This is a genomic window from Tropicimonas aquimaris (assembly GCF_042676185.1).
Lineage (GTDB): Bacteria > Pseudomonadota > Alphaproteobacteria > Rhodobacterales > Rhodobacteraceae > Tropicimonas > Tropicimonas aquimaris.
Window position 1 is genome coordinate 93,106 of record NZ_JBHTJT010000060.1, and the last position, 23,751, is coordinate 116,856.

The 23,751-nt window shown below is 65.6% G+C and carries 21 protein-coding genes; 5 read left to right on the forward strand and 16 right to left on the reverse strand.

Annotated features, from left to right (window positions below; genetic code table 11):
* Positions 1-92: 92 nt before the first annotated feature.
* A complete protein-coding gene (locus ACFQ2S_RS23730; RefSeq protein WP_386078919.1) occupies positions 93-2,447 on the reverse strand; it encodes a putative inorganic carbon transporter subunit DabA in 2,355 nt (784 codons plus the stop codon).
* Between the two features lie 3 nt (positions 2,448-2,450).
* A complete protein-coding gene (locus ACFQ2S_RS23735) occupies positions 2,451-3,968 on the reverse strand; it encodes a proton-conducting transporter transmembrane domain-containing protein (protein WP_386078922.1) in 1,518 nt (505 codons plus the stop codon).
* A 176-nt stretch (positions 3,969-4,144) separates the two neighbouring features.
* On the opposite strand from ACFQ2S_RS23735, the gene ACFQ2S_RS23740 reads away from it, so the two are divergent.
* Positions 4,145-5,014 (forward strand): LysR family transcriptional regulator, encoded by an 870-nt coding sequence (locus ACFQ2S_RS23740; RefSeq protein ID WP_386078924.1) that lies wholly within the window; start codon positions 4,145-4,147, stop codon positions 5,012-5,014.
* Here ACFQ2S_RS23740 and ACFQ2S_RS23745 read toward each other — a convergent pair whose 3' ends face one another.
* The 11 genes from ACFQ2S_RS23745 to ACFQ2S_RS23795 form a co-directional block, all read right to left on the reverse strand.
* Complete coding sequence (locus tag ACFQ2S_RS23745; protein ID WP_386078927.1) at positions 5,015-6,712, reverse strand: proton-conducting transporter transmembrane domain-containing protein; 1,698 nt, start codon at positions 6,710-6,712, stop codon at positions 5,015-5,017. It lies immediately after the preceding gene.
* Positions 6,709-8,181 carry a complex I subunit 5 family protein gene (locus ACFQ2S_RS23750; protein WP_386078929.1) on the reverse strand — a complete coding sequence of 491 codons (1,473 nt, stop codon included), beginning with the start codon at positions 8,179-8,181 and terminating at the stop codon, positions 6,709-6,711. Before ACFQ2S_RS23750 ends, ACFQ2S_RS23745 begins: the two co-directional genes overlap by 4 nt.
* Entirely contained in the window at positions 8,178-9,587 is a 1,410-nt protein-coding gene (locus tag ACFQ2S_RS23755) for a complex I subunit 5 family protein (RefSeq protein WP_386078931.1), read from the reverse strand. The genes ACFQ2S_RS23750 and ACFQ2S_RS23755 overlap by 4 nt, the downstream gene beginning before the upstream one ends.
* Positions 9,580-9,855 carry an NADH-quinone oxidoreductase subunit K gene (locus ACFQ2S_RS23760; protein WP_386078933.1) on the reverse strand — a complete coding sequence of 92 codons (276 nt, stop codon included), beginning with the start codon at positions 9,853-9,855 and terminating at the stop codon, positions 9,580-9,582. The genes ACFQ2S_RS23755 and ACFQ2S_RS23760 overlap by 8 nt, the downstream gene beginning before the upstream one ends.
* Position 9,856: 1 nt before the next feature.
* Positions 9,857-10,735, reverse strand: a complete 879-nt coding sequence (mbhE, locus tag ACFQ2S_RS23765; protein WP_386078934.1) for a hydrogen gas-evolving membrane-bound hydrogenase subunit E — start codon at positions 10,733-10,735, stop codon at positions 9,857-9,859.
* Complete coding sequence (locus ACFQ2S_RS23770) at positions 10,735-11,043, reverse strand: cation:proton antiporter (protein ID WP_386078936.1); 309 nt, start codon at positions 11,041-11,043, stop codon at positions 10,735-10,737. The genes mbhE and ACFQ2S_RS23770 overlap by 1 nt, the downstream gene beginning before the upstream one ends.
* Positions 11,040-11,291 carry a monovalent cation/H+ antiporter complex subunit F gene (locus tag ACFQ2S_RS23775; RefSeq protein ID WP_386078939.1) on the reverse strand — a complete coding sequence of 84 codons (252 nt, stop codon included), beginning with the start codon at positions 11,289-11,291 and terminating at the stop codon, positions 11,040-11,042. The genes ACFQ2S_RS23770 and ACFQ2S_RS23775 overlap by 4 nt, the downstream gene beginning before the upstream one ends.
* On the reverse strand, positions 11,288-11,863 hold the full coding sequence (locus tag ACFQ2S_RS23780; protein ID WP_386078942.1) for a Na+/H+ antiporter subunit E: 576 nt from the start codon (positions 11,861-11,863) through the stop codon (positions 11,288-11,290). Before ACFQ2S_RS23780 ends, ACFQ2S_RS23775 begins: the two co-directional genes overlap by 4 nt.
* Before the next feature lie 276 nt (positions 11,864-12,139).
* Positions 12,140-12,502: a hypothetical protein gene (locus ACFQ2S_RS23785; RefSeq protein WP_386078944.1), complete on the reverse strand. Its 363-nt coding sequence runs from the start codon at positions 12,500-12,502 to the stop codon at positions 12,140-12,142.
* A gap of 246 nt (positions 12,503-12,748) precedes the next feature.
* Positions 12,749-13,534, reverse strand: coding sequence for an anti-sigma factor family protein (locus ACFQ2S_RS23790; RefSeq protein ID WP_386078947.1), 786 nt, complete (start codon positions 13,532-13,534; stop codon positions 12,749-12,751).
* A 13-nt stretch (positions 13,535-13,547) separates the two neighbouring features.
* A complete protein-coding gene (locus tag ACFQ2S_RS23795) occupies positions 13,548-14,057 on the reverse strand; it encodes a sigma-70 family RNA polymerase sigma factor (protein WP_386078950.1) in 510 nt (169 codons plus the stop codon).
* A 176-nt stretch (positions 14,058-14,233) separates the two neighbouring features.
* On the opposite strand from ACFQ2S_RS23795, the gene ACFQ2S_RS23800 reads away from it, so the two are divergent.
* From ACFQ2S_RS23800 to ACFQ2S_RS23810, 3 genes are read left to right on the forward strand one after another with little or no spacing between them, the layout of a single operon-like run.
* Positions 14,234-15,244, forward strand: coding sequence for a DUF2333 family protein (locus tag ACFQ2S_RS23800; protein WP_386078953.1), 1,011 nt, complete (start codon positions 14,234-14,236; stop codon positions 15,242-15,244).
* A gap of 30 nt (positions 15,245-15,274) precedes the next feature.
* Complete coding sequence (locus ACFQ2S_RS23805) at positions 15,275-15,631, forward strand: hypothetical protein (RefSeq protein WP_386078955.1); 357 nt, start codon at positions 15,275-15,277, stop codon at positions 15,629-15,631.
* A gap of 50 nt (positions 15,632-15,681) precedes the next feature.
* Positions 15,682-16,002, forward strand: coding sequence for an ATPase inhibitor subunit zeta (locus tag ACFQ2S_RS23810; RefSeq protein WP_386078957.1), 321 nt, complete (start codon positions 15,682-15,684; stop codon positions 16,000-16,002).
* Positions 16,003-16,320: 318 nt separating this feature from the next.
* Here ACFQ2S_RS23810 and ACFQ2S_RS23815 read toward each other — a convergent pair whose 3' ends face one another.
* From ACFQ2S_RS23815 to ACFQ2S_RS23825, 3 genes are all read right to left on the reverse strand, one after another.
* A complete protein-coding gene (locus ACFQ2S_RS23815; protein WP_386078960.1) occupies positions 16,321-17,727 on the reverse strand; it encodes a hypothetical protein in 1,407 nt (468 codons plus the stop codon).
* A 496-nt stretch (positions 17,728-18,223) separates the two neighbouring features.
* A complete protein-coding gene (locus ACFQ2S_RS23820; RefSeq protein WP_386078963.1) occupies positions 18,224-18,865 on the reverse strand; it encodes a hypothetical protein in 642 nt (213 codons plus the stop codon).
* 535 nt (positions 18,866-19,400) lie between these two features.
* Positions 19,401-20,819, reverse strand: coding sequence for a radical SAM protein (locus tag ACFQ2S_RS23825; RefSeq protein WP_386078966.1), 1,419 nt, complete (start codon positions 20,817-20,819; stop codon positions 19,401-19,403).
* A 418-nt stretch (positions 20,820-21,237) separates the two neighbouring features.
* Here ACFQ2S_RS23825 and ACFQ2S_RS23830 point away from each other — a divergent pair, with 418 nt between their 5' ends.
* Positions 21,238-23,613, forward strand: coding sequence for a S8 family serine peptidase (locus ACFQ2S_RS23830; RefSeq protein WP_386078969.1), 2,376 nt, complete (start codon positions 21,238-21,240; stop codon positions 23,611-23,613).
* Positions 23,614-23,751 lie beyond the last annotated feature (138 nt).

Sequence of the window (23,751 nt, forward strand, 5' to 3'; positions counted from 1 at the left end):
CCGGCGTGAAGCTCGCGCCGGAGCGGAGGAGGACAGCCTCAGATCTCCAATCCATTCGGATGGATCGGTAGGAGAAAACCTCGCCCCGGGCCCTACGAGACCTCGCAAAGGGCCTGCGCGCCTCTGGCATGGCTCAGTGGACGGGTTGGCCGGATGTCGACCCAGCCGGCCTTCTGCATGTCCCTGACACCAGGGGCCTTGTCCAACGCCTTGTCCAGCAGCGCCTGGGGTGCAGCGACCCGGACCGAAAGGCGCAAGGGCTCATGGACCGCACGGCCCTCCAGAGTGGTGCCTTGAAGCGATGGTCCGCCGCGCAGAGCGCCGGAAGTGCCATCCAGCAGGCCGAACCCGCCGACGACATTGTGGAGGAGCTTGTTCCCGCTGCTGAAGGCTTCAGGGGCGACGGTGGCCCCGTAATACTGCAGGTTGATCCACGCCGCCACGCAGACCGGCCCGCCGAGGATCTGCGCCAGCCAGCTGCCGTCGGGGTCCCGTGTCGCGTCGTAGTCGTGCAGGAAGGCCTTCCCGGCGAGGTCTCGGCCCCGCGTCAGGGACCGTGGTGCGGCAACGAACCATCGACACCCGGCAAGCCCCCATTCGACACGGGTCTGTGCCCAGTCACGTCCGCGCAGCGCCAGGGCATCGGGCTCCGTGCATCCGGGCAACAGGACCGCCCGCTCCGCGCGCGCGAAGGCGCCTGCGCGTTCCAGCGCGAGTTCGAGCGACCTGACAGAGGGCCGGTACCGATCGCCGACGGAATCCCTGTTGAAAAGCACGACGCTGTCGGTCGCGGTGTCGTGGCTTGCGGCGAGGAATACCGTTGTCGCCGGGATTTCGATGCCCTTGGCGGCAAGCCTCCGGCGCACCGGCGTCTCGTTGAGCAGCCGCGCCAGAACCCGTGCATTTGTCGCCCCGCCATGACCGCCACAGGCGCCGCATTGGAGCAGTCCCGATTGCGCATCGTTCGTGACATGCGCCTCGTGTCCGACAAGAACGACGAGCGGTGCGAAGGGTCCGGTCAGGCCCATGGTGCGCAGGGCAGCTTCCGCGGCCACGGCAGCCTCCGGGTCGGAAGGATCAAGCATCAGACGCGGTGCCGGACCATCGTCGAGGGCTGTTTGGGATTGTCCGGCGGACGCCGAGAACAGATCTCCAATCCGCAACAGGCCGGCCGCCTCCACGAAGGCAAAGCTCGACACGGCCGCCCTTGAGAAGCGCGAAATGGCCCGGCGTGTCCGGCCGCGGATGCGCAGGGCGACATCGTCACCGGAGGCTACATGTGACCCGAGCGCGGGACTCAGCAGAACCGGGCAAAGCGCCTCGCTCTCGTTCGAGGCGGCTGGTCGATGATCGAGCGTGAGGCCAAAGAATCCCGCGGCGCCGTGGGTTCGGATATCCGGTGCAACCGTTTCGAGCGCCCGGCGGTAGCGCTCCGACCGCACGTCGATGCAAAAGACCAGTTGCGCCGAGGTCTCGCTCGCGGGTTCCTGCCCGGCTCTCTGAGCAAGCAGTTTGTCGAGCTGCCGGCCCGAGGCTATCTCCGATGCCCTGAGCAGAACCGCATCAATCACATGATCCATGCGGGGGCGGATCGGCTGGCGATGCCGCAGGCACGCCTCGCCCCAGCCGTCGGCGATGGCGGCGCCGAACTGGGCATAAAGCGCCTGTTCCCAGACCAGACGGATGGTCAACATGTCACAGAGCGTGCCGTCGGTCTCGCCCGCGAGTTCCGCCTCCCAGGAGAGGTGGCGCGCATGACCGGCCCAGCCGCCCATGTCCCAAAGCAATCGCCGAAAGACCCCGGGAGCGGCCTCTGCATCGATGCCGAGCGCCGCGCAGGCTTCGCCCAGGGCGCGCCAGGGGTTCCGGTCGGTCTGGCTCACCAGATCGGCAAAGCCGGCGCAACCGAGGATTTCCGGGGTCAGGTCGTGAGTTGCCCAGTCCCGCCAATCCGCCCAGGCCGACCTGCGGGGCGCGCGTGTCCAAAGCGCCTGACCGCGGTCGAAATACCCCTGTGCCCAGGCGCCGAGGCGTTCCGTCACAATGCCGGGCCAATCCGTCCAGCTCGTCTCTCCGGCCAGATCGGCAACGGTCGGTGTCGCGACGGGCGGCGGCGGGGTTTCCCGAAGCGCGGCCAGGATGGAGGGAAGCGGAACATCGTTCTGCGGTGAGAGCTCCGCCAGGGCCCGCGCAATGTCGGCCTCCGTCACCTCGCCAGCTGCGATCCGCTCCGCGTGCTCCGTCCGATCGGGGAATATCCGCAAGCCGGCCGCGCGCTCGAACCGCGCGGCCGCGAGTGCGACCGGCGTCTTGGCCTCACCGTGGAACGGGTTCACTGCTACGGCGCGGTCAAGGGGGAAGAGCGGAGAGATCTCCCGTGCCGCTGTCTCGGCCGCGGTGATGAAACGAAGCAGTTCGGGCGTGAAGTCGTCGTGCTTGATGAACATCTCTCAGAGCTCCTTGAGGCGGGTCGCGGAATTTTGGACGGTGGCTGGCGTGGGCCGATTGGCCCAGGCGCCGACGAGGCGGTCAGTCAGGGCGTTGAGGTAGAGGCCATTGGCGAGGTGGATGCGGAGGCCTCGCGCGGCCGGATGCGCCGACCAGACCGGCAAAAGCGCCTGCACCACTGCGAGCGTGCCAAAGCTGACAAGCGTCAGCGCGATCAGCCCCCACTCCAGCGGTCCGGCAACCGGCGTGGGTGGCAGGGCGCCATTGGTCAGGGTCTGCGCCAGCCACTGGAAGGCGAAGTATCCAGTAGCGAAGAGGGCCGAGGCGCGCGCCGTCGCGACGCCGAGCGCGCGCGGCGCTTCGTCGGCCAGCCCCTGAGCCACCAGGTAGGCAATGCCGAGGACCAGGATCGCGCCGAGGGCCACCGCCTGGGGGGATTTCTCGACCAGCCCGAGCGGCAGGCCGACCAGCAGGTAGATCGCCAGCGCGATGCCCATGGCGCGGGAGACCGCCCGAGCGCCGGGGATCGCCACCGGACCAAGCCGACGCGCTGACTGGACCGTCTTGGCAGCCTCCGCTGCGGTCAGGAAGGCATGGGACTTGTAGAGCGCGTGGGCGACGATGTGGAGCAGGGCCAGCGCGAAGAGGCCGAAGCCGCATTGCAGCACCATGAAGCCCATCTGGGAGATCGTCGACCAGGCCAGAGCGGTCTTTGCCGCCGGTTGGGTCAGCATCACCAAAGCGCCCACCAGCGCCGAGAAACCGCCGATCATCACCAGCGCCGCAAGCACCGCCGGAGCCCCGAGCATCACATCGGCAAAGCGGATCAACAGGAAGCCTCCGGCATTGACGACGCCGGCATGCAGCAGGGCAGAGACAGGCGTGGGCGCTTCCATCACCTCGGTCAGCCAGCCATGCGCCGGCAGCAGCGCCGACTTCAAGATCGCTGCCAGGGCCAGGAAGCCGGCCGCGGCGATGGCGGGGAGTGGCAGCTTGCCAGCGCGGGCCGCATCGGCAATGGCAGCGATCTCGGAAGTGCCATAGGCGAGGACCAGCAAGCCGGAGGCCGCCAGCAGGGCAAGGTCGGCGCCGCGGGACACGAGGGTCTTCTTGCGTGCCGCGCGCTGCGCGCCCGGCCGGTCGGGATAGAACAGCAAAAGACGATGCACGCCCATGCCCACCATCGCCCATCCGAGCAAGAGCTGCGCCAGGTGCCCGGCGGAAACCAGCAGCATGACACCGGCGAGCGTCACGCTGAGCCAACCGGTGAACCGCCCCTCGCCAGGCTCGCCGTGCAGATGGGTGGCCGAGAAGCGCAGGATCACCAGGGCCAGCCCGCTCGTCAAAAGCAGCATTGCGACCGAAACGATGTCCAGGCGCACCGACAGACCCAGCTCACCGACGCCCAGCACCGGAGAGGTGGTCGGGCCGGTCAAGGGGAGCGCGGCGGCCGCCACGACAGATAGGCCGAATGCCAGCACTGCCGCTCTCTCCGGGCCGCGCGGCGGTTGGTCCGGCATGCGTGTTTCCTTGAACCGCAGGGTGCCGGCAGCCAGCACGGCGAGCGGTGCGAACAAGATACAAAGGGCGGCAATCACGGTCGATCTCCTTCGGGAACGGTACCGACGGATATGATGGACGCGCCGAGGGAAGAAAAATACAATGATTGGGATGAAACGTTCTGTTTAGGTGAACGATGTCCGTGCTGAACTACAACCACCTGCGCTACTTTCATGCTGTTGCGCATGAGGGGAACCTGACGCGCGCGGCCGAACGGCTGAACCTGTCGCAATCGGCGCTCTCGACGCAGATCCGGGCGCTGGAGGCGCGGCTGGGCCACGATCTGTTCGAGCGGCGTGGCCGCGCACTGCATCTGACAGAAGCGGGCCGGATCGCGCTGGAACATGCCGACGCGATCTTTGCAGCCGGACGCGACCTTCTGGACACGCTCGGCCAGACGGGTCAGATGCGGCGGGCCTTTCGGGTGGGTGCCGAGGCAACATTGTCCCGTAACTTCCAGATGCGTTTCCTTGCCCCGCTGGTGGGACGTCGCGACACCGATCTGGTGCTCCGCTCCGGCAAACTGGGAGAACTGCTCGAAGGACTGCGCGCCCATGCCCTGGACGTGATCCTTGCCACGACGCCGCCGCCCGATGACGCCCTCGGGCGGTTCGAGGCGCATCTGCTCTCCGAGCAGCCGGTCGCCATTGTCGGGTCCGGGGTGCGAATGGCGGGCAGCCTGTCCGAGGTGCTGAGCCGCGAACCGATGATCCTGCCTGCCCGCGGCTCGGAGATGCGCACCGGGTTCGACGCGCTCGCCAACCGGCTCGACGTGCGGTGCGAGATTGCCGCCGAGATCGAGGACATGGCGATGATGCGCCTGATGGTGCGGGCCGATATGGGGGTGGCCCTCGTTCCACCCGTCGTTGTGGCAGACGAACTTGCCTCCGGCCAGTTGTTGGAGCACCCCGAGGCGACCGGTCTCACGGAGCGGTTCTGGGCCGTCACTTTCCCGCGCCGCTTCCGCAACCCTCTGGTGCGTAAGCTCATCGAAGCAGGTCTGTGATCATTGCGAGGCAGCCTCCGGCGGTACATCGGGAGGCGCGGCCTCCGGCGACGGAAGCAGCGCGAAGAGCGCCAGAGCCGCGGTCATTCCGAGGATTGCCAGCGAGCCGCTTTCGGGCCGGTGCAGTCTCCGACGGTTGCGGCGCAGCACCAATCCACGACCGTTGCGCGGCGGGGGCGGCAGGGCCAGCAACGGCTCCGGCTCGGGCACCCGATTGAACAGTCCCAGGACTTCGCCGGGTGCAGGCGGGTCGATCCGCAGACGGGTCACGCGCGCCAGAGCGATCGCCAGGAGCGCAAATGCACCCGCCATTGCGACAGGCAGGAAATCCACCGCCTTCACGCTCACGCTCGCCAAGACGGGCACCGGCGCGAGCGACATGCCAAGGCCTGAGACCAGGACAAGCCCGAACCAGGGAAGAACCACGTCCTTCGGAACGGCGGGCTTGTGCTTGGCCTGAGCGAGCAGCAGGAGCGCGCGAAACATCAACAGCGCCGTGCCGAGACTTGCGGCAAAGAGCGCAGGGCCGAGCCAGAGAGTCCAGCCCTCTGGCAGCCCCGAAAGCGCGGCTTTCAAGGCGCCCTTGGCCACGAAACCGCCCGTGCCGGGCAGCCCGGCGAGCGCCAGCGCCGGCAGCGCCAAGGCAAGCACAACGGCCACCCGATGTCCGCCACGCGTCGAGGCCCAGACCGCCGGAACGCCAAGAAAGAGCGCGGCCTTGGAAAAGGCATGCACCGTGGCCAGCAGTATCAACGCCGGAGCGATCAGCGGCCAGCTTTCCGGCGCAGCCAGCGCCGCGGCGAGGCCGAGCGCCATCAGGCTCATCTGACCGATGCTCGAATAGGCCAGAACAGCTTTGGGATCGCTCTGCACGAGGCCGAAGCCCGGGGCAAGCACAAGCCCGGCCAGCGCCATCGCGGCAAGGGCGGTGGCGGCGGCGGGCCATGTGGCCTCGCCCAGCGGCAGGACAATCATCAGCCCGAAGAGCCCGGCCTTCAGCATCGCCCCGGAGAGCACCGCACTCGCCGGGGCGGGGGCTGCGGAATGGGCCAGCGGCAGCCAGAAGTGCAATGGCACCGCCCCAAGCTTGACCAGCAGACCGGCCGCGGCGAGGCCGATGGCCAGCGAAGGCACGGCCTTGGAGGCCATCGCGGAGAGCGCCAGCTCGCCGGTCGCGAAGGCGCCGATCGCCAGACCGGCAAAAAGCGCGACCTCGCCGGCCACCGCGAAGGTGATGTAGACCCGCCCAGCAAAACGTTGAGCGGCCCCGCCGCCATGCAGTACAAGCCCCCAGGAGGCGAGGCTCATCAACGAGAAAAAGGTGTAGAAGGAGGCCATGTCCTGCGCGACGAGCAGGCCGAAATTGCCGGTCATGGAGAGCAGGAAACAGGCGAGGAAACGGTCGCGCAACGGGTCGTCGGTGAGAAGACGTACCGCCTGCCAGCCGGCGAGGCCCCAGAGCACGGCACTGAAGAAGAGGAACGCAGCGCCCGTGTCTGTCAGCGCAAACTCGGTACCGAGGAGCAGCCAGTCGAGACGAACCGGCATCGGGCCGGTGGAGGCCGTCGCCGCCAGAAGCGCCGGAAGTGCGGCGACCGGCAACAGGCTGCGCAGCATCGGACGGGCCTGCGGCAGAACGAATGCTAGCAGCAATGCGAGCGGGGCGGCAGGAACCAGCCAGAGGGGAAGCGCGATCATAGGTACTCCAGGGAAACGATGAAGCGTGTCCAGCCGAGCGGGCTGAAGGGGGCGCTGGCCAGCAGGCCGGCGGCAAGGACCAGAGTTGCGGTGGTGGCGGGCGGGATCGCCAGCATCCAGCCGATGCGGCGACCGGGCGTCGCGGTCTCGGGCGGGGCGAGAAACCAGCCGCGATAGAGGATCGGCAGGAAATACGCGGCGTTGAGGAGGCTGGAACCGGCGAGCAACGCAATCACCATCGGCTGGCCGGCATCGAGACCGCCGGCGCCAAGATACCATTTGCTCACGAAACCGGCGAGCGGCGGGATGCCGATCATGCCAAGCGCGCCGACGGTGAAGGCGAGCATGGCGCCGGGCATCCGCTTGCCCATCCCGTTCATGGCCCTGACGGTCTTGACCCCCTCGCCTTCAGCAAAGTTTCCGGCGGCAAGGAACAGAGTGATCTTCATGATCCCTTGGTGAACGAGATGAGCAAGCCCACCGATCGCCGCCACTGGCGAGATCAGGGCCACGCCGAGGGTGATGTAGCTCACCTGGCTCACGGTCGAGTAGGCCAGCCGCTTCTTCAGGTCGTCCTGGGTCAGGGCACGCAGCGAGCCCCAGAGGATTGTCACCGCGGCAAGCGCCGCCAGCGGCGCGGACAGGCCCATCGCCTGCACGGTTTCGACGCCGTAGACATCATAGACGATCCGCATGATGCCGAAGGCGCCCGCCTTGACCACCGCGACCGCATGGAGCAGCGCGCTAACCGGTGCGGGCGCGACCATGGAGAGCGGCAACCAGCCATGAAGCGGCACCAGCGCCGCCTTGACGCCGACGCCGGCGATCAGCAGTACGAAGATCGCCGTCAACGCCACCGGCGCCGTCTCCGGCAGATCGCCGAGAACGCCGCGCGGTTCGAAAGGCACTTCGCCGGCCAGCGAATAGAGCCAGATCGTTCCAAGTGTCAGAGCCAGCCCGCCGCCCAGCGTGTAGGCGAGGTAGATACGCCCAGCCCGGTGCGCCTCGGACGTGCCGCGGTGGACGACCAGCGGCCATGTCGCCAGCGTCAGCAGCTCGAAGAACACCAGGAAGGTGAGGAGATTGCCGGCCATCGCGATGCCGACCGTCGAGGCGACGCAGAGGCTGAAGAAGCCGAAGAACCGGCTGCGATCGGTGCCGCCCTCGAGGTAGCCGACGGCATAGATCGTGGTCAGCAGCCAGAGAACGGAAGAGAGCGCGAGGAAGAGGACCGAGAGCGCGTCGGATTGCAGGTGCAACTCCAAGCCGGGCGCGATGGCATGGCGAAGATCAAACTCGGCGCCCCGGGTCACTTCCCAGGACAGCCATACCACCAGCGCGACCTTGAGGGTGGCGGCCGCGAGGTTGACACCGGTGCGCAGGCGCCGGGCGCCGTCTGGCATCAGCAGGATGACCGGAGCCACACCAAGAGAAGTCATCAGGATGGCGAGCGGCAGGAACTGGCTCATGCGAAGGAGGTCTCCAGGAGAGTGAGCGGAAGGGCGGCGGCAAGGCCGAGCAGCAGCGCGCCGGTGGCGAGGCCGAGGGCGACGACATCGCCGGTTCGCCAGGGCAGGCTTCGAGCCGTTTCCGCGACATGCGGCCCGCCACGCAGGCAGCGCGAGACGACCCGCACCAGGTAGGCGGCGGAGAGCGCGGTGCCGAGCAGGATGAGCGCGACCCAATGGGCGGCGCCCGCCTCTATCAGCCCGTCGATCAGGATCCACTTGCCGATGAACCCGGCCGTGGGCGGCAGGCCTATCAGGCTGATCGCGGCGATGGCGAAGGCGAATTCCGCTGGCCCCGGCCGCAAGGATTCTCGGTTCAGGCCGGAGATCCGGTCGTGCCCGAGCGCGTCTGCGATCCGTCCGACCGCGAGGAACATCGCCGCCTTGGCGAGCGCATGCGAGAGCATCAGGAGCGCCGCGGCCTGCCAGAGACCGGTCTGGAGCGGATCGCCGGCAACCCCGATGGCAAGCGCGATCAACCCGATCTGCGCCACAGTGGAATGGGCCACCAGAAGCTTGAGCCGCTCGGCCCGCAGCGCGTTCCAAGCGCCCCAGAGCATCCCGCCCGCACCGAGGATCGCCAGGACGCTCCGCAGGAACTCCGCCCCCGCGCCGCCTTCCAGCGAGAGACGCAGGACGAGGTAGAGCGCACCTTTCACGACAAGCGCGGAAAGCAAGGCACTCGCAGCCGGCGTGGCGCTGGAATGCGCCGCGGGCATCCAGAAATGCAGCGGGAATAGAGCGGCCTTCACGACCAGACCGGCGACGATCAGCGCCAGCGCGATCCGGCCGCTGCCGCCTTGCGTCAGCATGGCAACCGCCTCCAGATCCACCCGGCCGGTGACCGAGTAGCAAAGCGCGATGCCGAGCAGGACCAGCAGGCTGCCGACCAGCCCGGCGGTCAGGTAGTCGAACGCGGCACGCAGCGCGGCCGGTGTCCCTGCGAGCGCCGTCAGACCCACGGCGGCAAGGCCGAGGATTTCGAAGGCAACGTAAAGATTGAAAAGATCGGACGACAGGAACAACCCGTTGAGCGCCCCCAAAGTCGCCAGCCAGAGCGACCAGAAGTCGGCGCGGACGGAACCGGTGGCGGCCTGAAGGCTCACCGCAACGGCGACAAGGGCAGTCATGGCGAGCATGACCGCGGCGAGGCCGTCGGCGACAAAGGCGATGCCGAGCGGCGAGATCCAGCCGCCGATCGGTTGGACGACAGGGCCGGAACGTAGAATGGCAATGCAGAGGCTCAGCACCAGAAGAGCGTTCAGCACGGTCGCCAGAATCCCGAGTGGGGCCGCCCGGTAGGGCAATCCGGCGGCAAGCGTGGCGGCGAGAAATGGCAGCAGCACAAGTAGCGATATGTCACTCATGGCCCACCTCCGCGACACGCTCGGCAAGCGCCAGAAGCACGGCGGTGACGCCCACCAGAACGACGATTCCCGTGAGAATGAACGCTTGCGGAACGGCATCGGTGCCCCCTTCCCCTCGCCCGGCCACAAGCAGCAGCATGGCGATCCCGATCCCGAGAACGTTGAGCGAGAGCACCCGCATCAGCAGGTCGGCGCTTGTGGCGAGCCGGAAGAGGGCAAGGCCGATCAGGCCGGCCCCTGCGCAAAGAAAGGCAAATTCCGAGATCATGTCAGTGTCTTTCGGCAGGTCCAAAGAAGAGCAGGAAGAGCGTTGCGGCGATGGAGATCGTGAGCGCGCTTTCTATGGCGATGATCCAGGCCTTGGCCTCTCCTACGGGATAGCTGAGCAGAGCGCCGGTCAGGAGTTCGGCAGCGAGAGCAGCAAGTACGAAAGCTGCCAGACCGGCGATGGCAAGCCCCCCAATCCCGGAGCGCCGCAGGACCACACCGCTGAGCCCGAGCGCAATAGCTCCCCCCGCCAGCAGCGCCCCGGCCTGGAAGGCGCCGCCAGGGGCATGTCCGCCCTGCCACAGCAAATGTCCCGCAAGCAGGATTGTCAGCGGCAGAATGACCCGGGCAAAGGGCAGCACCATCGGCCCCAGCGGGGCGGTGCGCGGGCGGACGGGGGAGATCACGGCAACGACGACCAGCGCCACGAAGAGCACCGCAATCTCGAGCAGCGTGTCCCAGGCGCGGAAGTTGAGCAGCACGGCGGTGACCGGGTTTTCGACACCGCTGGCCGGCAAGGCGTCCCGCACGAGCGGCGGATAGACCGGCGCGGTGCCGACGCCGAGGGCGGTCCAGACGATCGCACCTGTCACGCCAAGCGCGAGCGCCGCGGCGCCGAGCCACTGGGCGTCGGAGACGGGCGAAGGCGCGGCGCTCGGGATGCGGCGCGCGCTGCGCAGCAGAAGGGCTGCCGTCAGGCCGGCGCCGATGGCGGCCTCGGCCAGCGCTACATCCGGCGCTCCGAGGCGCACCCAGGAGAGCGCAACCAGCAACCCGGCCACGAGGAACGCGGAGATGGCCGCAATCCGGTCGCGCGCGAAGAGCGCGAGCGCGGCGGTTCCGAGGATCGCGGCCGCGAGGAAGATGTCGAAGAACGGCATCAGCGCGTCTCCTCCCGGGCCGCGCCGCCCGAAGCGAGATGGTCCCGCGCGATCAGGTGGCCGGTGGTGGCTCCGGAGATCGCCACCAGCAATGTGCAGAGCGCGAGGCTGATGCTCGCCGCAATACCTTGCGCGAGACAGGCAGCGCCAAGCGCGATCAGCGCAACGCCTGCCGTATCCGCCTTGGTCAGCACGTGCAGGCGCGAGAGCAGGTCCGGCAGGCGCCAGACGCCGATCGCGGCCATGACCAGGAAGGCGGTGCCGGCTGCCATCAGGGCGACGCCGAGGGGTTGAAGCAGATCCATCATTCGGCCCTCCGCCCAAGGGCCACGAAAGCGATGCCGGCCACCGCGGCCAGCGCGGCGAAGACAAGGGCGACGTCGAACATCGCGGGCGCGCCCTCGGCTGCACCGAGGAGCAGCAGGGTTGCGACCGTTCCGGTGCCGGCGAGCTGCATGGCGAGGATGCGGTCTGCGGCAGTGCGGGCCAGGACGAGGCGCGGCACGACGGCCAGCGTCGCCAGCAGGGTGATCAGGGCAAGCGCGTCAGGGATCATGCGTGGTCTCCATCGAGGGACAGGCCGAATAGACCGGCAATCCGTGCTTCCAATGCGTCGAGATCGGCGCGGGCCGAGGGGCCACAGTCGAGCGCGTGAACCGTGAGCTGGTCGCGTTCGAGACGGGCGGTGAGTGTCCCGGGCAGCAGGGTTATGGCGAGGGCGAAAAGACGGCGTGGCCGTCCGTCCGGCAGGCGGGTGCGGTAGGTCAGGCAACCGGTGCGCAGACGGTGGGGGCGCAGGCTCGACAGGCTCACATCGACGGCTCCGCTCAGGATCCCTGCGATGGCGAAAACCGTCAGTCGCAAGGCGCCAGTGAGCGAGATGGCCGGTGGAGGGGCGGACGGCAGCAGAGCCGTCGCGGCCGCGCCGCCCACCACGGTGGGCAGGCCGATGACCCAGCTTGCCGGGTCATCCCAGTGCAGCCCGGCCCAGATCGCGGCCAGCGCCATCCCGGTGAAGACCACCCCACGCAGCCGTCCGCGCGCTGCCTGGCGCACGGGGCGGCTCGAGATGACCAGGTGATCGGTTTGCAGGTGCAGGTCCTGCGTGAAATCGTGTCGAACGTTCATCGGATCTCCTAGGGCAGCGTCATGCGGCGCTGTACGAGGGATCCGACATCGCAACCGGCTGCCATTCGGTTGCCAGAGGGGCCCGGATCCGGGTCTCCTGTTGTTGTTTCATATCGGGGCGGCGGTGCAGTCTGACCGGCCCATGAATGACCAACGCGTGACATGGCAGATTCATCCCGGGCCGGAGACGAAAAAAGGGCCGACCAATGGGTCGGCCCTCAGGGCGCGGTGCTTGAGGCGAGCAGGCTTGGGGACACTCCGCGGTTGGACGTCGTGTCAATTCTCGGCAGTTCCCCCCGGCTTTGACAGGGCGAGGTCGAGCATCATGCGCCGCAGCGCCGCCACGGATACAACGGCCCCGAGAAACGGCAACGCCCAGGCCGATCCCACCGGCATCTGCCAGGCGAAGACGGGCACGAGAATGGCCAGCGCCCCGCCGCCGACCAGCAGGAGTTCGTCACCGCGTCCCGGGCGCCAGACGGCCTTTGCGCCGAGCGCCATCAGGGCGACACCGATGAGATGCGCGCCGAGCGCCTTTTCCGGGGTCAGCACGATGAAGAACGGCATCAGAAAGGCGAGCGCGCCGGCAACGAGCGCGACGAGATGGGGTCGATGGTCGGGGTGGAAGAGTTTGGACATGGCAGTCTCCTGATATCTGCAAATGCGCCGCATCCGTGCGGCTGCATGTTCGTTTCCACTAGTTCAAGAACGCGCCATTGCCGGTATTCATCCGGGAAAACGGCAAAGTCCTGCCGGCAGTCCTCGCGCCGAAGGTTCCATATGTGCAAGCGGCGGCCTGCGCATGTCGCGCAGGCCACCGTGCAGCTCGACGATACCGTGAGCTGGTGTGTCGCGGCGCCCCCTCGCAGAAGCGGGCGATGCGCCTCAGATTTTGCTTGAAAGGTCCATCGCGATCCTCTGGACGTCGCCTGCACCACCTTCACCGACGAAGGCGAAATCCACCTTCGGCGTGCGCCAGTATCCGACCGACCGGTTGGGGTAATCCACGACCGTCACCGGCCCGATCGGCTCTTTCTCCGGATGCTGGGCAAGCGTCAGGGAATAGCGCGCGCCACGGCCATCCTCGTAGATATACTGGGCCAATGGGCCTTCCTTCGTGCCGAGCAGGCGAGCTCCCACCAGCGTGACGCCGTATTCGGCGAGATCGGGCGCCGCGACCGGCACGCCGATCTTGCCAGCGAACCAGTCGGCGACGCCGTCCACCGCGGCACCGGCGAACTCGACCGGGTAGACGGGATCATCGGCAAAGACCTGGTGCGCCCCGATGGCTTCGGAAACATAGTCAGGAATGCCTGCGGGTGGCGTCGTGACCGTCGCGTGTCCCCACCAGCCGAATGCAAAGAGGGCACAGGCCGCCGCAATCTGCGCACCCGGCCTCAACCAACCCACACCGAGGCGGCGGGCCGGGGAGGCGCGGCCGGCGAGCTTGCTTGCAAGGCGGCGCTTCAGCCGCTCGGTCTTCAGGTTTGCCGGCCCGGTCGCGAGCGCATCAAGCGCCTCGCGAACCTGTGTCTTCTGTCGAACCAGCGTCTCGAACGCCCGCAACGTGTCCGGGTCTTCGGCCATCCGCGCTTCGAGTTCGGCGGCTTCGTCCGGCCCCAGCTCACCGTCGATATAGGCGTTCAGGATGTCGTGCGCTTGCTGTGTCATTGTATCAGCCTCCTCAAACGACCAGTTTCAGCCGTTTCGATTTCAAGCCATCGACGATCTTGCGGAGCGCGGCGCGGCCCCGACCCAGACGGCTGTAGAACGTGCCAAGCGGCAGATCGAGCGTGCGGGCCGCATCGGCATAGCTCATCTCCTTGAGCGCCACGAGAACGATCGGCTGCCGTTGCGCTTCGGGGAGTTCCAGCAGGGCGTCGAGCACCTGCTGCAGCTCGATCCGCCTGGTCGGGTCGGTATCCTCGACCGGCTCCGGCAGCATCAGCTTCGCATCCTCACGCACCCGATGGCGACGCCGGTCGCTGATGAAGGTGTTGTGCAGGATGCGGAACAGCCAGACGCGCAGGTCGCTGCCCGGCTGCCATTGATCGGCCGCGGCAATCGCTTTCGTCAGCGTCTCCTGCACGAGATCCTCGGCCGCATCCCGGTCGCGCGTCAACACCATCGCGTATCGCGTCAGGGCGTCGACATACTCGTCGAGATTCCTTTCCAGTTCGGCGCGCGCTTCCATCTTCTCCCTTCACTCCAGAAATCATGTCCTGTGTGACATACGAGCGAACCCGGGTTTTCATCCCAGTTTCCGATAAAATTTTCTTGTCCGGCTTTTTTCGGCGATCTGCAGAGCCTCGCCGGATGAAATCTGCCCCTGCCGCGTATGTCGTTCGAAGCCGCAAGGGGAAAAGTCCAGTGACATCCGATAGCCACCATGCCCATTCTCACGGAACTGGCCTCCTGCCTGTACTCGCAGGCACCGGGGAAGCGCGCTCGGAGCACCAAACCCGAAAGTTCCCCGTTCTGCGATGGGCCCGCTACCTCGCTGTTGGCGTCTCGATCTGGGCCATTGTGGCCTATGGGGTGCTCGGGCCATTGAAGCACGCGATCAGCACCGAGCCGCCGGCCGTCACCACCGACGGCTCGGGTGCAAGTGCGGCCGTCGCCGCGGCGGCGGCCTTGATCCAGAGAGAGCTGAACGAGAATGGCTGGACCCCGAACGACCCGATCGTCGCGCCCTCCGCCGTGCTTGACAACATGCCCAACTTCCAGACAGGCGTTATCGATGCGGTCGGCCGGTTCAGCTTTGAGCTGCTCGATCAGATCGCGCGCACACGCGGCTCTTCGAGTGACGATCCCGATCTTGAGCGCGCCACCGGGTTTCTCCAGTTCCCGCCAGACATCTGGATCTGGGAGCCCACGCGCTCGCTGCTGCCGTCGGTGTCTTCGGAAACGCAGTACCGCCAGGGGTTGTCGGCGCTGATGCATTACAATGACAGGCTGGCGCGCGGCGAGGCCGTGTTCGAACGGCGCGCGGATACCCTGGCGGCCACGCTCTCGCGCATCTCGGCCGATCTGGGGGCGCAGACAGCGCGGCTGGAGCGGGCGCAGAACACCGGATGGTGGATTTTCAGCCGCCAGGCCGATGATGTGTTCTACCACAACAAGGGAATGCTGCACGGCTACCACGTTGTGCTTTCGAACCTCGGCGAGGATTTCGAGCGGGTCATTCGCGAGCGTAACCTCGGCCCGATCTGGGCTCAGGCGCTCGACGGTCTCCGGCAGGGCGCAGAGCTCAGGCCGACGATCGTGCTCAATGGAGACCGGGACCGGTCGATTTTTGCCAACCATCTGGCATTGCAGGGCTTCTACATGAAACGGGCGATCCTGCAGTTGGAAGAAGCGGTCAACGTTCTTGCCGTCTGACCCACGGCCTTCACCACAGGAGACTTTCCGATGTTCAAGCGACTTTTCTCCACGTTCGAAGCGACCGGAGCAACCGCAGGCGAACCGTCGCGGCCGGGCCGCATGGCACCCCTCCGGCAGTCCTACGACGACTGGCGTTTCGAGCGCGACTTCACCGCTGTCATGACGGCGCTCGACCGCCTCTCGGATCGCCAGCTCCACCTGATCGGCCTTACCCGAGGCAGCCTCTTCGACGCGGTCGAGGAAATGATCCTCGATACCGCACAGCAGCGCGCCCTGGGCCGCGAGGTGATCGAACTGCTCGAAGGATCACAAAGGGACGCCATCACGGCCGAAGAGGATGGCAGCCGGAAGTTTGAACAACCGCAGGGCCTTCGCGCCGCTTGAGAGGGCAGTACCGACCTTCGATCAACAGTTTTCAGGAGGACAGAAAACCGATGTCAGCATTCAAGAAGCGCGAACAATCGATGGAGGCGAAATTCGCACGCGACGGGGAGCTTGCCTTCCAGGCACGCATTCAGGCGTTCCGATTTATCGCCGGATGGGCAGCTCAGTTGAAAGACGACGCTCTGTCGGGTGAACGAGAGCTTGTACAGGAACTGATCCGAGAGGGCCTTCGTTCCCCCGGCAATGATCGGACGATCGCCGTCTTGAGCAACTACCTCGGCGACCTCGCCGATGAGGCGCTCCTGCACAGAAAGCTGGAGGAATTCATGCGCGACGCCACAGCTGTCGTCGGCCTGGCCCGGGCCAGCTGACGCGCTTTCACGCGGATTGAAATCAAGCGCGCCGGCCCAGTGGTCCGGCGCGTTCCTTCGAGAGGGGGGCGGGCCCGGCACCTCTTCGGGAATAATACCCTGGGGTCTCCGAGGCATGAGTCCGCCGAGCAATGAGCAAGGTCCGGCCCGGTTGCAATCCTGGGTCCAGACGGGGATCCTGGCGCGGGCGTGGCCGTCAAAGCTCTCGTCGCAGCCGTTTTTTGCCTTGGTTTTCCGGAGGCGAAGCAATGGCTGCCAACGCCAGTCTCCTGGCAACATCCGGGCGTGGTCAGGTCCCGAGTAACTCGCCCGCCGCAATCAGGGCTCCGCCGGATCGTCGCCCGGATCGAGGTGACTTCCGATGGCTCTTCCGATCTGCCAAGAAAGTGGCCCGTTCTCGCATTCGGCTTCGACACCGTAGCTCTCGCAGAACGCCGCGAACGACCTCAGCGTGCGAGGGCCGAGGAGACCGTCGGGAACGCCGGGGTCATATCCCCGTTGAGCCAGACGCGTTTGCAGGGCCTGCACGTAAAGATTCTTGTGCGTCCGGAGGTCGAGCAACGCAGCTGTATAGTCCTTGCCCTCAAGCGTCTCGAGCAGAGCAACGGCCTCCGCGCGCTCCGCCGGTCCTTCGACCCTCTGCGCCAGGTTCACGAGTTCGTGCCGGACAAGTCTGGGCCGGTCGAGAAGCGCCCCGTAGGCGGTGACGATCGCAGCCTCTTCTCGGGCGCCTTCCGGGGACCGGACCGCCAGCTTGTGCCAGTAATCGAAAATGCTGCGGGCCGCGGTCTCGTCGCCGCCGGCGGCAGCCTGGTTGGCGATTTCCAGGGCTTGCTGCCTGAGTGTCTCGGCTCTTGCTCCAAGGGCACCCTCTTCTTCCCGCATCGTTGCGACAATCCGGACCATTCCGATGTCGCCCGCGGCGATACCCTCGGCGGCCAGATCGAGACCGGCACCGGGATCGGACAGGGAGTCGAAATTCCGGTATAGATGACCGGCAACGAGATCGCGACGAGCGGCGGCGGCAAGCTCTGCCTCGCCCTGCAACGCCGCCTGGTAATGGTCCAACGCGGCCGCCGGGTTGGGCTCCGTTCCCTCGCCATTCAGAAACATTCGGGCAAGGTGGAGCTCTGACCAGGCGTTTCCCGAATTGGCGGCCTCTTGTGTCGCGCGAAACGCGCCCTCGGGATCGGTGGCGCCGCCGACACCTGACTTTCGCATGCTGGCCAGGTCGGCCCAGGCGGTGAAGCCAGGGCGCGACGAGGCCGCCTCCAGCGTCTGGCGTGCGATACGCAGGCTGTCGGGATCGCCCGCGCCGGTCAGGCCGCGCGCATAGTTGATGCCGGACGCGACGTCACCGGCTTCCCACCCGAGCCGCAGGGCATCGAGGATTTCCCCGGCATCGGCATCGCTTTCGCGAAGCAGCCAGGTGAGGCGCTGGATGGTGGGAATGTCGCCAGAAGCGGCGGCCGGCCTCAGGATATCGATGGCCGCCTGGCGGTCGCCGCTCTTGTCCATCGCGCGGGACAGAATTCCAGCGGCCTCAGCGTCGCCCTTGTCCGCAAGGTCACGCAATTGCGCCTCGGCGGCATCGCGTGTGGCGGCCTCGGTCGAAGAAAGATCCTTCTGAAGTGCCGCGATCTCCGACGGTTCCTGACCGGCGACGGGAAGCGCCACCGGAAAGAACAGCAGCCACGCAACGAGGTAGTTTGAAAATTTGGTCATCGTTCCGGGTTCCGGCTCTTGTCACGCATGAAATTGGTATCCCGTCTGCGACACCGGCCCTGTCTCTGAAAGAGATTTTTCGGGATCGTGCGCAGGTCAGTCAATCCGGCAGCCCCCAGTTGTCTGCCCTTGGACGACAAGATCGCCTTATATCGCTCGCTGATCAAGAACTGCCGACAGGGGCTGCGTCCAGATCGGCCAGAACGACTGCCCGGGCCTTGGGACACTCCCGACTGGCCTACCCCCGCAGAACGGATGAACGCCGGCTGGGGGAACAACGCGGACCGATCCAACGATGCCTTGAAAGACATGCGGGAACGCATTGCTGCCACCGCTGGCGGCACCTGAAATGCCTGTCCGCCACGACAATCGCAGGTTCAAGCCTCTCAACCGTATCAAAGCCACTGCGCAAGATCGACTCTCGCTGCGACGGGCGCCCGAAGGTGTTCCCGTAGGCCGAGCACGCGCCACCGCTATCATCTTCCGGCTATGAAATTCATTGGGACCGGAGCCTCATGCTTTTGCGAATACCTCGAACCAGAAATGCCTCTCCAATCGCAAAGCTTGATAGGACAAGAATGCCTCCGAACTTCGGCACGTCCTCGAGTACGATCCCTATCCGGTGCAACAGGTGCTTGGTCTGTACCGGCGTTTGCAGATTTTCGACCAACCAAACCCACAACACATCAATTGAAACCGAAAAAGCGAACGCTGCGATGGCGACGATTATCGGCCAGGTAAGGGGAGCCCCTGGTTTTCTGAACAGGAAAAGCGCCAGGGCGGCTAGAAGCCCGTAGAGAGCAAAGATGGCGCTCTCCAACGGCCCGAACGCTTCGTGGATCCTCAAGGCATCATCCAATGCGAAGAGCCAACAAAACAAGGCCAGAATTCCAAGCGGCAGGTTTGCGCTTCTCCAAGCCTCAATCGCAGCAGTCACTCCTGCGAACGCCATCACCAAGATACCGAGGTCGCTGATCAGACCGGCTTCCGGAGCGTCGCTCAGGTTGCGGTCCCTTAATGCGGCAACTGCATCAAATCCCGCAAGATAGAGGCCTATCACCATCGTGAACGCCACGCACAAGCCGACAAAAAGGACGATGAGCGAACCTCTTAGTCCGCTCTGCCTCGTCAAGAACATCGAACGCACAACTCCCCCACAAGAGCAAAATGCCCCGTAGATATCTTACAACAAAATCGCGAGTTTGAATGCATTTTTCTGAAGCTTTGCCGCATTGCGCCCCTGTGCGTCTCCTTGGCTCTGGACCAATTGAATTGACCGCGGTCGATATGAACGGCTGTGTCACACTCCTGAACTCAAGGAGGCGTGGAGACCAACTCGCTTTGGCAGGACAACACGCAAATAGATCGGATGAGACCGCATCTGCCTAAGAGCCATGGCAGGCATCGGGCAGGTAATCAGCGCGTGCTGAAAGGAAATTTTTCGTAAAATCTCATTTACTTGGTCAGCAAATTTGCAACACGGGCGATTGGCCCACCGAAGACATTCCAACGCCAAAGGAATCGATGGAACGAGAACGCCATATTAGCCCGGACCAAGCAAGAATAGGCATTACCTTGATCCCCGTTTCAACAGGCGGCCGATGGAGTTCTCATCGGCCATCGCACGCGGTGCAACTGCCATCTTCTGGTACTGAAACCAACGTTTCGGGGGCCTAGAGGCGGAGGCCCCAGATCTCGACCTTGGGCGATTTCAGCGAGGGGTCCTCCAGCACCGCCCGAAACTCTCCGTGCTCCGGGTGGTCGTGTCGGCCGATATCGGCCGCGCTGAACTCCTCCGGCGTGAAGGTGCCCCAGTTGCGGACCATCTGGAACTTGACGCCATCGCATCCGAAGCTCCGGGCGAGCTTCGCGAAAGCCGGCATCTCGCGGAAATTGCGGGCCTGCACAACGAAGTCCAGCCGGAAGACGCGGATCCGATTGTCGCGCCGCAGTTCGGCAATGAAGTCGAGTGCGCGCAAAAGCTGATCGAACGTCGCGCCACGGCGAAGTTCGGCATAGGTCTCCGGCGTGGCGGCATCGGCCGAGACCAGCATCTGGTCGACCCTGCCCTCAAGCCCGAGACGCTCCCAGAGCGCGGGCGTCAGCAGCACACCGTTCGTCTGCAGATCGATCTTGAGGTTTGGGTTCTCGATGTCTCGCAGACGCCGCAGAATGTACTGGAAATGCGCGCTACCGAAGGGATCGCCGCTTCCGGTCAGGCGCACGCGCCGCGCCCGCCCCATGAGGGGAAACAGCACCCGGTCGGCCAGCGCATTCAGGCGTTTCTGTTCCTCCTTGCGGGCTAGCACGAGCTCGCTGCGGCAGGTGGGACAGGACAGGTTGCACGACCGGTCGTGCGACAACACCAGCCGCTCCGGCATGTCCTCGAGCGCCGTCGCTTCGGATTGCGCGATCTCGGCCATGCGGGCGTGCGTGAGTTCGGTCGTTTCGGGCAGGGAATTGCCCGAAAGTTTCGGGCAGTGGCTCCGGCTGCAGTAGCGGTAGCTTCCGTCGTGGATCGAGGCCCGGATGTCCCTGGCCGCCGCGGAGTTCCAGATGGCTTCGGCGGAATCGTCGCCGAGGTTGCCGATCGGCTTCGGAAGCCAGGCCGGACAGCAGAAATAGACATCTCCGCCCGGTGCGGTCTCGATCGTGCGAAACGGCGCATCGCAGAACTGGCCCGTGAAGCCGTCATCCGCCGCCCCGCCTCTCCGAGCCTGATGCAGGATCGCCTGCGCGCCCAGATCGTTGCCCCCCCGTGCCAGCGACCGTCCGGCGCGCGTTTGGGCCGCGCCGAAATTGCCGCTCTCAAGGGCATGGAAAGCGGCACAGGTCCAGTCGAATTCGGTCGCGCCCTTGCGTTCGATTAGGGCCGACCAGAGAGCCTCACGCAAAGCCGGAGGCTCCGCACCCGCTGCGCGCTCGGCATGGGCAACCGCGTCCCTGATGCAACTGCGGGGATCTGCGTAATTCGGATCGCTTTCGGTGAGCACCGCCGAAGCCCTGTAACGCTCTCGATGGTCCCGGAGCACAATGGCTGCGGCCTCGATGTCCGGCGATGCCGCCGCGGTCTGTTCGATTTTCTGATCCATTGTCGTGCGATGCTATCACATGCCTGTATCTGTCGTCAGCACCCTGCCAAGGCCTGGCCGGGACCGGCGACAAGGCGCGCTGATCGCCATTGCGGCGCAGCTTCGCCCCCCACCGAGCGGTCGCCGGACGTCCCTGTCAGAGATAGAGTGATGCCAAGCATTTCCACCAATGCGAGGCAAATCTTCTGCAAGCGCCACAGAATTGCCCTCGTTCCGAGCTAATTCCTGACGTGGGGGCAGGAAGGCGAAGCGGTGGCAAAACCTCTCCTCACGCAATCTCCCGATCGGGAGACCGGATATCCGGCATTCCCGGCAGGTTCCGTCACGCTGTTTCCGGCCGAGACCATCCGAACGGCCAATCGGCCACCAGCTTTCTCCCTGACAGACCATTCCTGAACCCGACCAGTCGAGGATACTCATGGCCCGCCCCAGCGACCCGCTTTTCGACACGCAATGGCATTTCGAACTGATCGGAGACATCGAGACGATCTGGGACGACTATGCTGGGCGAGGCGTGACCGTCGGCGTCTATGACGACGGGGTGGAATACACCCACCCCGACCTGACGGCGACCTACGATCCCTCCCTCCACTTTACCGACAGCGACGGCGCGACCTACAATCCGATGACGACAAACAGCGTGCATGGAACGGCGGTTGCCGGGCTTCTGGGCGCAACCGCGATGAACGACGTCGGCGGGGTCGGCGTCGCACCCGGCGTAATGATGACCGGCGTGAACTTCGTGGGCGATATTCAGTTCCAGCCGGACGCAGAGACGCTCTCGCTCGAGGCCTTCGCCTGGGCGGGCAACTTCGACATCATGAACAACAGTTGGGGCGAGGCTGCGGGATACGGCTACCTGCTGAAGTTCCCTTACGGTCCGTCCTTCTTCGGGGGCGAGGTCGACCCTGAGGCGCCGGGCAGTCTCGCGGACCCGACCAGCCGCGCATCTGCCTGGCAAGACGCCTATGCCGGGATCGCGGCGACCGGACGGGACGGGTCCGGCACAATCATCGTGCAGGCCGCGGGCAACGACGCACGCAATGCCAATGGCTACGCGCTCAATGCGTCGCGGTTCACCATCACCGTGGGATCGACGGATGCGACAGGCGCCGCCGACGCCTTTTCGAACTGGGGCACGTCGTTGCTCATCACGGCTCCGGCGGCCGCGGTGACCACGGATCTGTCCGGCTCCAACGGGGTGAACACCAATCGGGACGATGGCGATTACTTCGACGGCTTCTCGGGAACGTCGGCCGCGACACCGTTGGTTTCCGGGGTCATCGCCCTGATGCTCGAGGCCAACGACGCCCTCGGCTGGAGGGACGTGCAGACGATCCTCGCCACATCGGCCGCCCTTACGGGGTCGACCTTTGGAGGATCCGCATCCGGTCTTGAGATCTCGAACTGGGATTCGAACGGGGCCACCAACTGGAACGGCGGTGGCATGAGTTTTCATTTCAATTACGGCTTCGGGATGGTGGACGCCTTTGCCGCGGTGCGAATGGCCGAAGCCTGGTCACGGTTCCAGTCCACACCACAGACATCGGCCAACGAACTGCACGTCTCGGCAAGTTACGGCGGTGACGCAGTCGCGATACCGGACGACTCGGCAGCATCGGGGACCGCGGGCACGCCGGCCGAGATCGATCTGGTGGTGTCGGAGAACATCACGATAGAGACGATTGCCGTGACGCTCGAGGTGACGCACGCGCGCGCCGTCGACACGGTCTTCTCGCTGGTCGCGCCGGATGGCACGGAAATCCCGTTTCTCGTCCGGGAGGGCGAGGAATATGTGTATACCGCCACCTTCGAAAGCGGCGACGCACTCATGGAGAACGGCTTCGAATGGACATTCGAGGTCACGGCCTTCCGCGGCATGTCGACTGCTGGCACCTGGACGCTGAAGGTCGAGGATTACAACGCCGACGGAAAGACCGGACAGATCGATGGCTTCAGTCTCGATTTCTACGGGGCCTCGGCGAACGTCAGCGACGTGCATCATTTCACGAATGACTTTCTGGAACTCAGATCCGCCGAGCCCGGACGCGGGACGATCAGTGATACGAATGGCGGCAAGGACTGGCTGAACCTGGTGGCGGTCTCGGCGCCTGTGACGCTCGATCTCGAGCAGGGAAAACTGTCGGTGGACGGCACCGCATGGGCGAGCATCGCCGCCGGCAGCGCGATCGAGAACGTGGCTGCAGGTGATGGCAATGACGTGCTCACCGGAAATGGATTCAGCAACACCCTTCGAGGGGGGCGCGGAGACGACCAGATTTCGGGCGGAGACAACGGCGACTGGCTCTACGGCGAGTTGGGCCACGACAGCCTTTACGGCAATGTCGGCAAGGACCGGATGTGGGGCGCGGACGGCGATGACTATCTGGATGGCGGCAAGGGCCGCGACCGGGCCTGGGGCAACAGCGGCGAGGATTCTCTATACGGCCGAGGCGGCAACGACCAGCTGCTTGGCGGCTGGGGGGACGACCGGCTTGTCGGCGGCTGGGGCGAGGACGTGCTCGATGGGTCCCGGGGGGCGGATTTCCTGCATGGCGGGCGCGGCGCAGACATCTTCGTGATCGCTCCCGGAGACGGGTCCGATCTCATCAAGGACTTCGAGGACGGCATGGATCATCTTGACCTCACCGGTTTCGGTTTCGCTAGCGAAGTGGACGCACTGGCCTTGGCAAGCCAGGTCGGCAGCGCCGTTGAATTTGATCTGGGCGGCGACGATGTGCTGAGACTCCTTTCGATGACGATTGCAGAACTTGCCGGGGATATTCTCGTCTGATCCGCAGCGCGGCGGTGGAAACGCTCGCCGCTTCCCTGATTTCGATCATTGCAACTGGGAACGCAGGTGTGCGCGTCGGGCCAAGTCAGGCGAGAACGGTGCTTCGGATACGTCCGAGCGGCACCAACTCGGCGCGGC

Coding starts and splice junctions, on each gene's coding strand:
- ACFQ2S_RS23745 (WP_386078927.1), bottom strand. CDS start 6,712: ATGATCGCGCTTCCCCTCTGGCTGGTTCCTGCCGCCCCGCTCGCATTG.
- ACFQ2S_RS23785 (WP_386078944.1), bottom strand. CDS start 12,502: ATGTCCAAACTCTTCCACCCCGACCATCGACCCCATCTCGTCGCGCTC.
- ACFQ2S_RS23830 (WP_386078969.1), top strand. CDS start 21,238: ATGGCCCGCCCCAGCGACCCGCTTTTCGACACGCAATGGCATTTCGAA.
- ACFQ2S_RS23755 (WP_386078931.1), bottom strand. CDS start 9,587: ATGAGTGACATATCGCTACTTGTGCTGCTGCCATTTCTCGCCGCCACG.
- ACFQ2S_RS23775 (WP_386078939.1), bottom strand. CDS start 11,291: ATGATCCCTGACGCGCTTGCCCTGATCACCCTGCTGGCGACGCTGGCC.
- ACFQ2S_RS23780 (WP_386078942.1), bottom strand. CDS start 11,863: ATGAACGTTCGACACGATTTCACGCAGGACCTGCACCTGCAAACCGAT.
- ACFQ2S_RS23810 (WP_386078957.1), top strand. CDS start 15,682: ATGTCAGCATTCAAGAAGCGCGAACAATCGATGGAGGCGAAATTCGCA.
- ACFQ2S_RS23825 (WP_386078966.1), bottom strand. CDS start 20,819: ATGGATCAGAAAATCGAACAGACCGCGGCGGCATCGCCGGACATCGAG.
- ACFQ2S_RS23740 (WP_386078924.1), top strand. CDS start 4,145: ATGTCCGTGCTGAACTACAACCACCTGCGCTACTTTCATGCTGTTGCG.
- ACFQ2S_RS23735 (WP_386078922.1), bottom strand. CDS start 3,968: ATGCCGGACCAACCGCCGCGCGGCCCGGAGAGAGCGGCAGTGCTGGCA.
- ACFQ2S_RS23760 (WP_386078933.1), bottom strand. CDS start 9,855: ATGATCTCGGAATTTGCCTTTCTTTGCGCAGGGGCCGGCCTGATCGGC.
- ACFQ2S_RS23805 (WP_386078955.1), top strand. CDS start 15,275: ATGTTCAAGCGACTTTTCTCCACGTTCGAAGCGACCGGAGCAACCGCA.
- ACFQ2S_RS23790 (WP_386078947.1), bottom strand. CDS start 13,534: ATGACACAGCAAGCGCACGACATCCTGAACGCCTATATCGACGGTGAG.
- ACFQ2S_RS23770 (WP_386078936.1), bottom strand. CDS start 11,043: ATGATGGATCTGCTTCAACCCCTCGGCGTCGCCCTGATGGCAGCCGGC.
- ACFQ2S_RS23820 (WP_386078963.1), bottom strand. CDS start 18,865: ATGTTCTTGACGAGGCAGAGCGGACTAAGAGGTTCGCTCATCGTCCTT.
- ACFQ2S_RS23795 (WP_386078950.1), bottom strand. CDS start 14,057: ATGGAAGCGCGCGCCGAACTGGAAAGGAATCTCGACGAGTATGTCGAC.
- ACFQ2S_RS23730 (WP_386078919.1), bottom strand. CDS start 2,447: ATGTTCATCAAGCACGACGACTTCACGCCCGAACTGCTTCGTTTCATC.
- ACFQ2S_RS23815 (WP_386078960.1), bottom strand. CDS start 17,727: ATGACCAAATTTTCAAACTACCTCGTTGCGTGGCTGCTGTTCTTTCCG.
- ACFQ2S_RS23750 (WP_386078929.1), bottom strand. CDS start 8,181: ATGAGCCAGTTCCTGCCGCTCGCCATCCTGATGACTTCTCTTGGTGTG.
- mbhE (WP_386078934.1), bottom strand. CDS start 10,735: ATGCCGTTCTTCGACATCTTCCTCGCGGCCGCGATCCTCGGAACCGCC.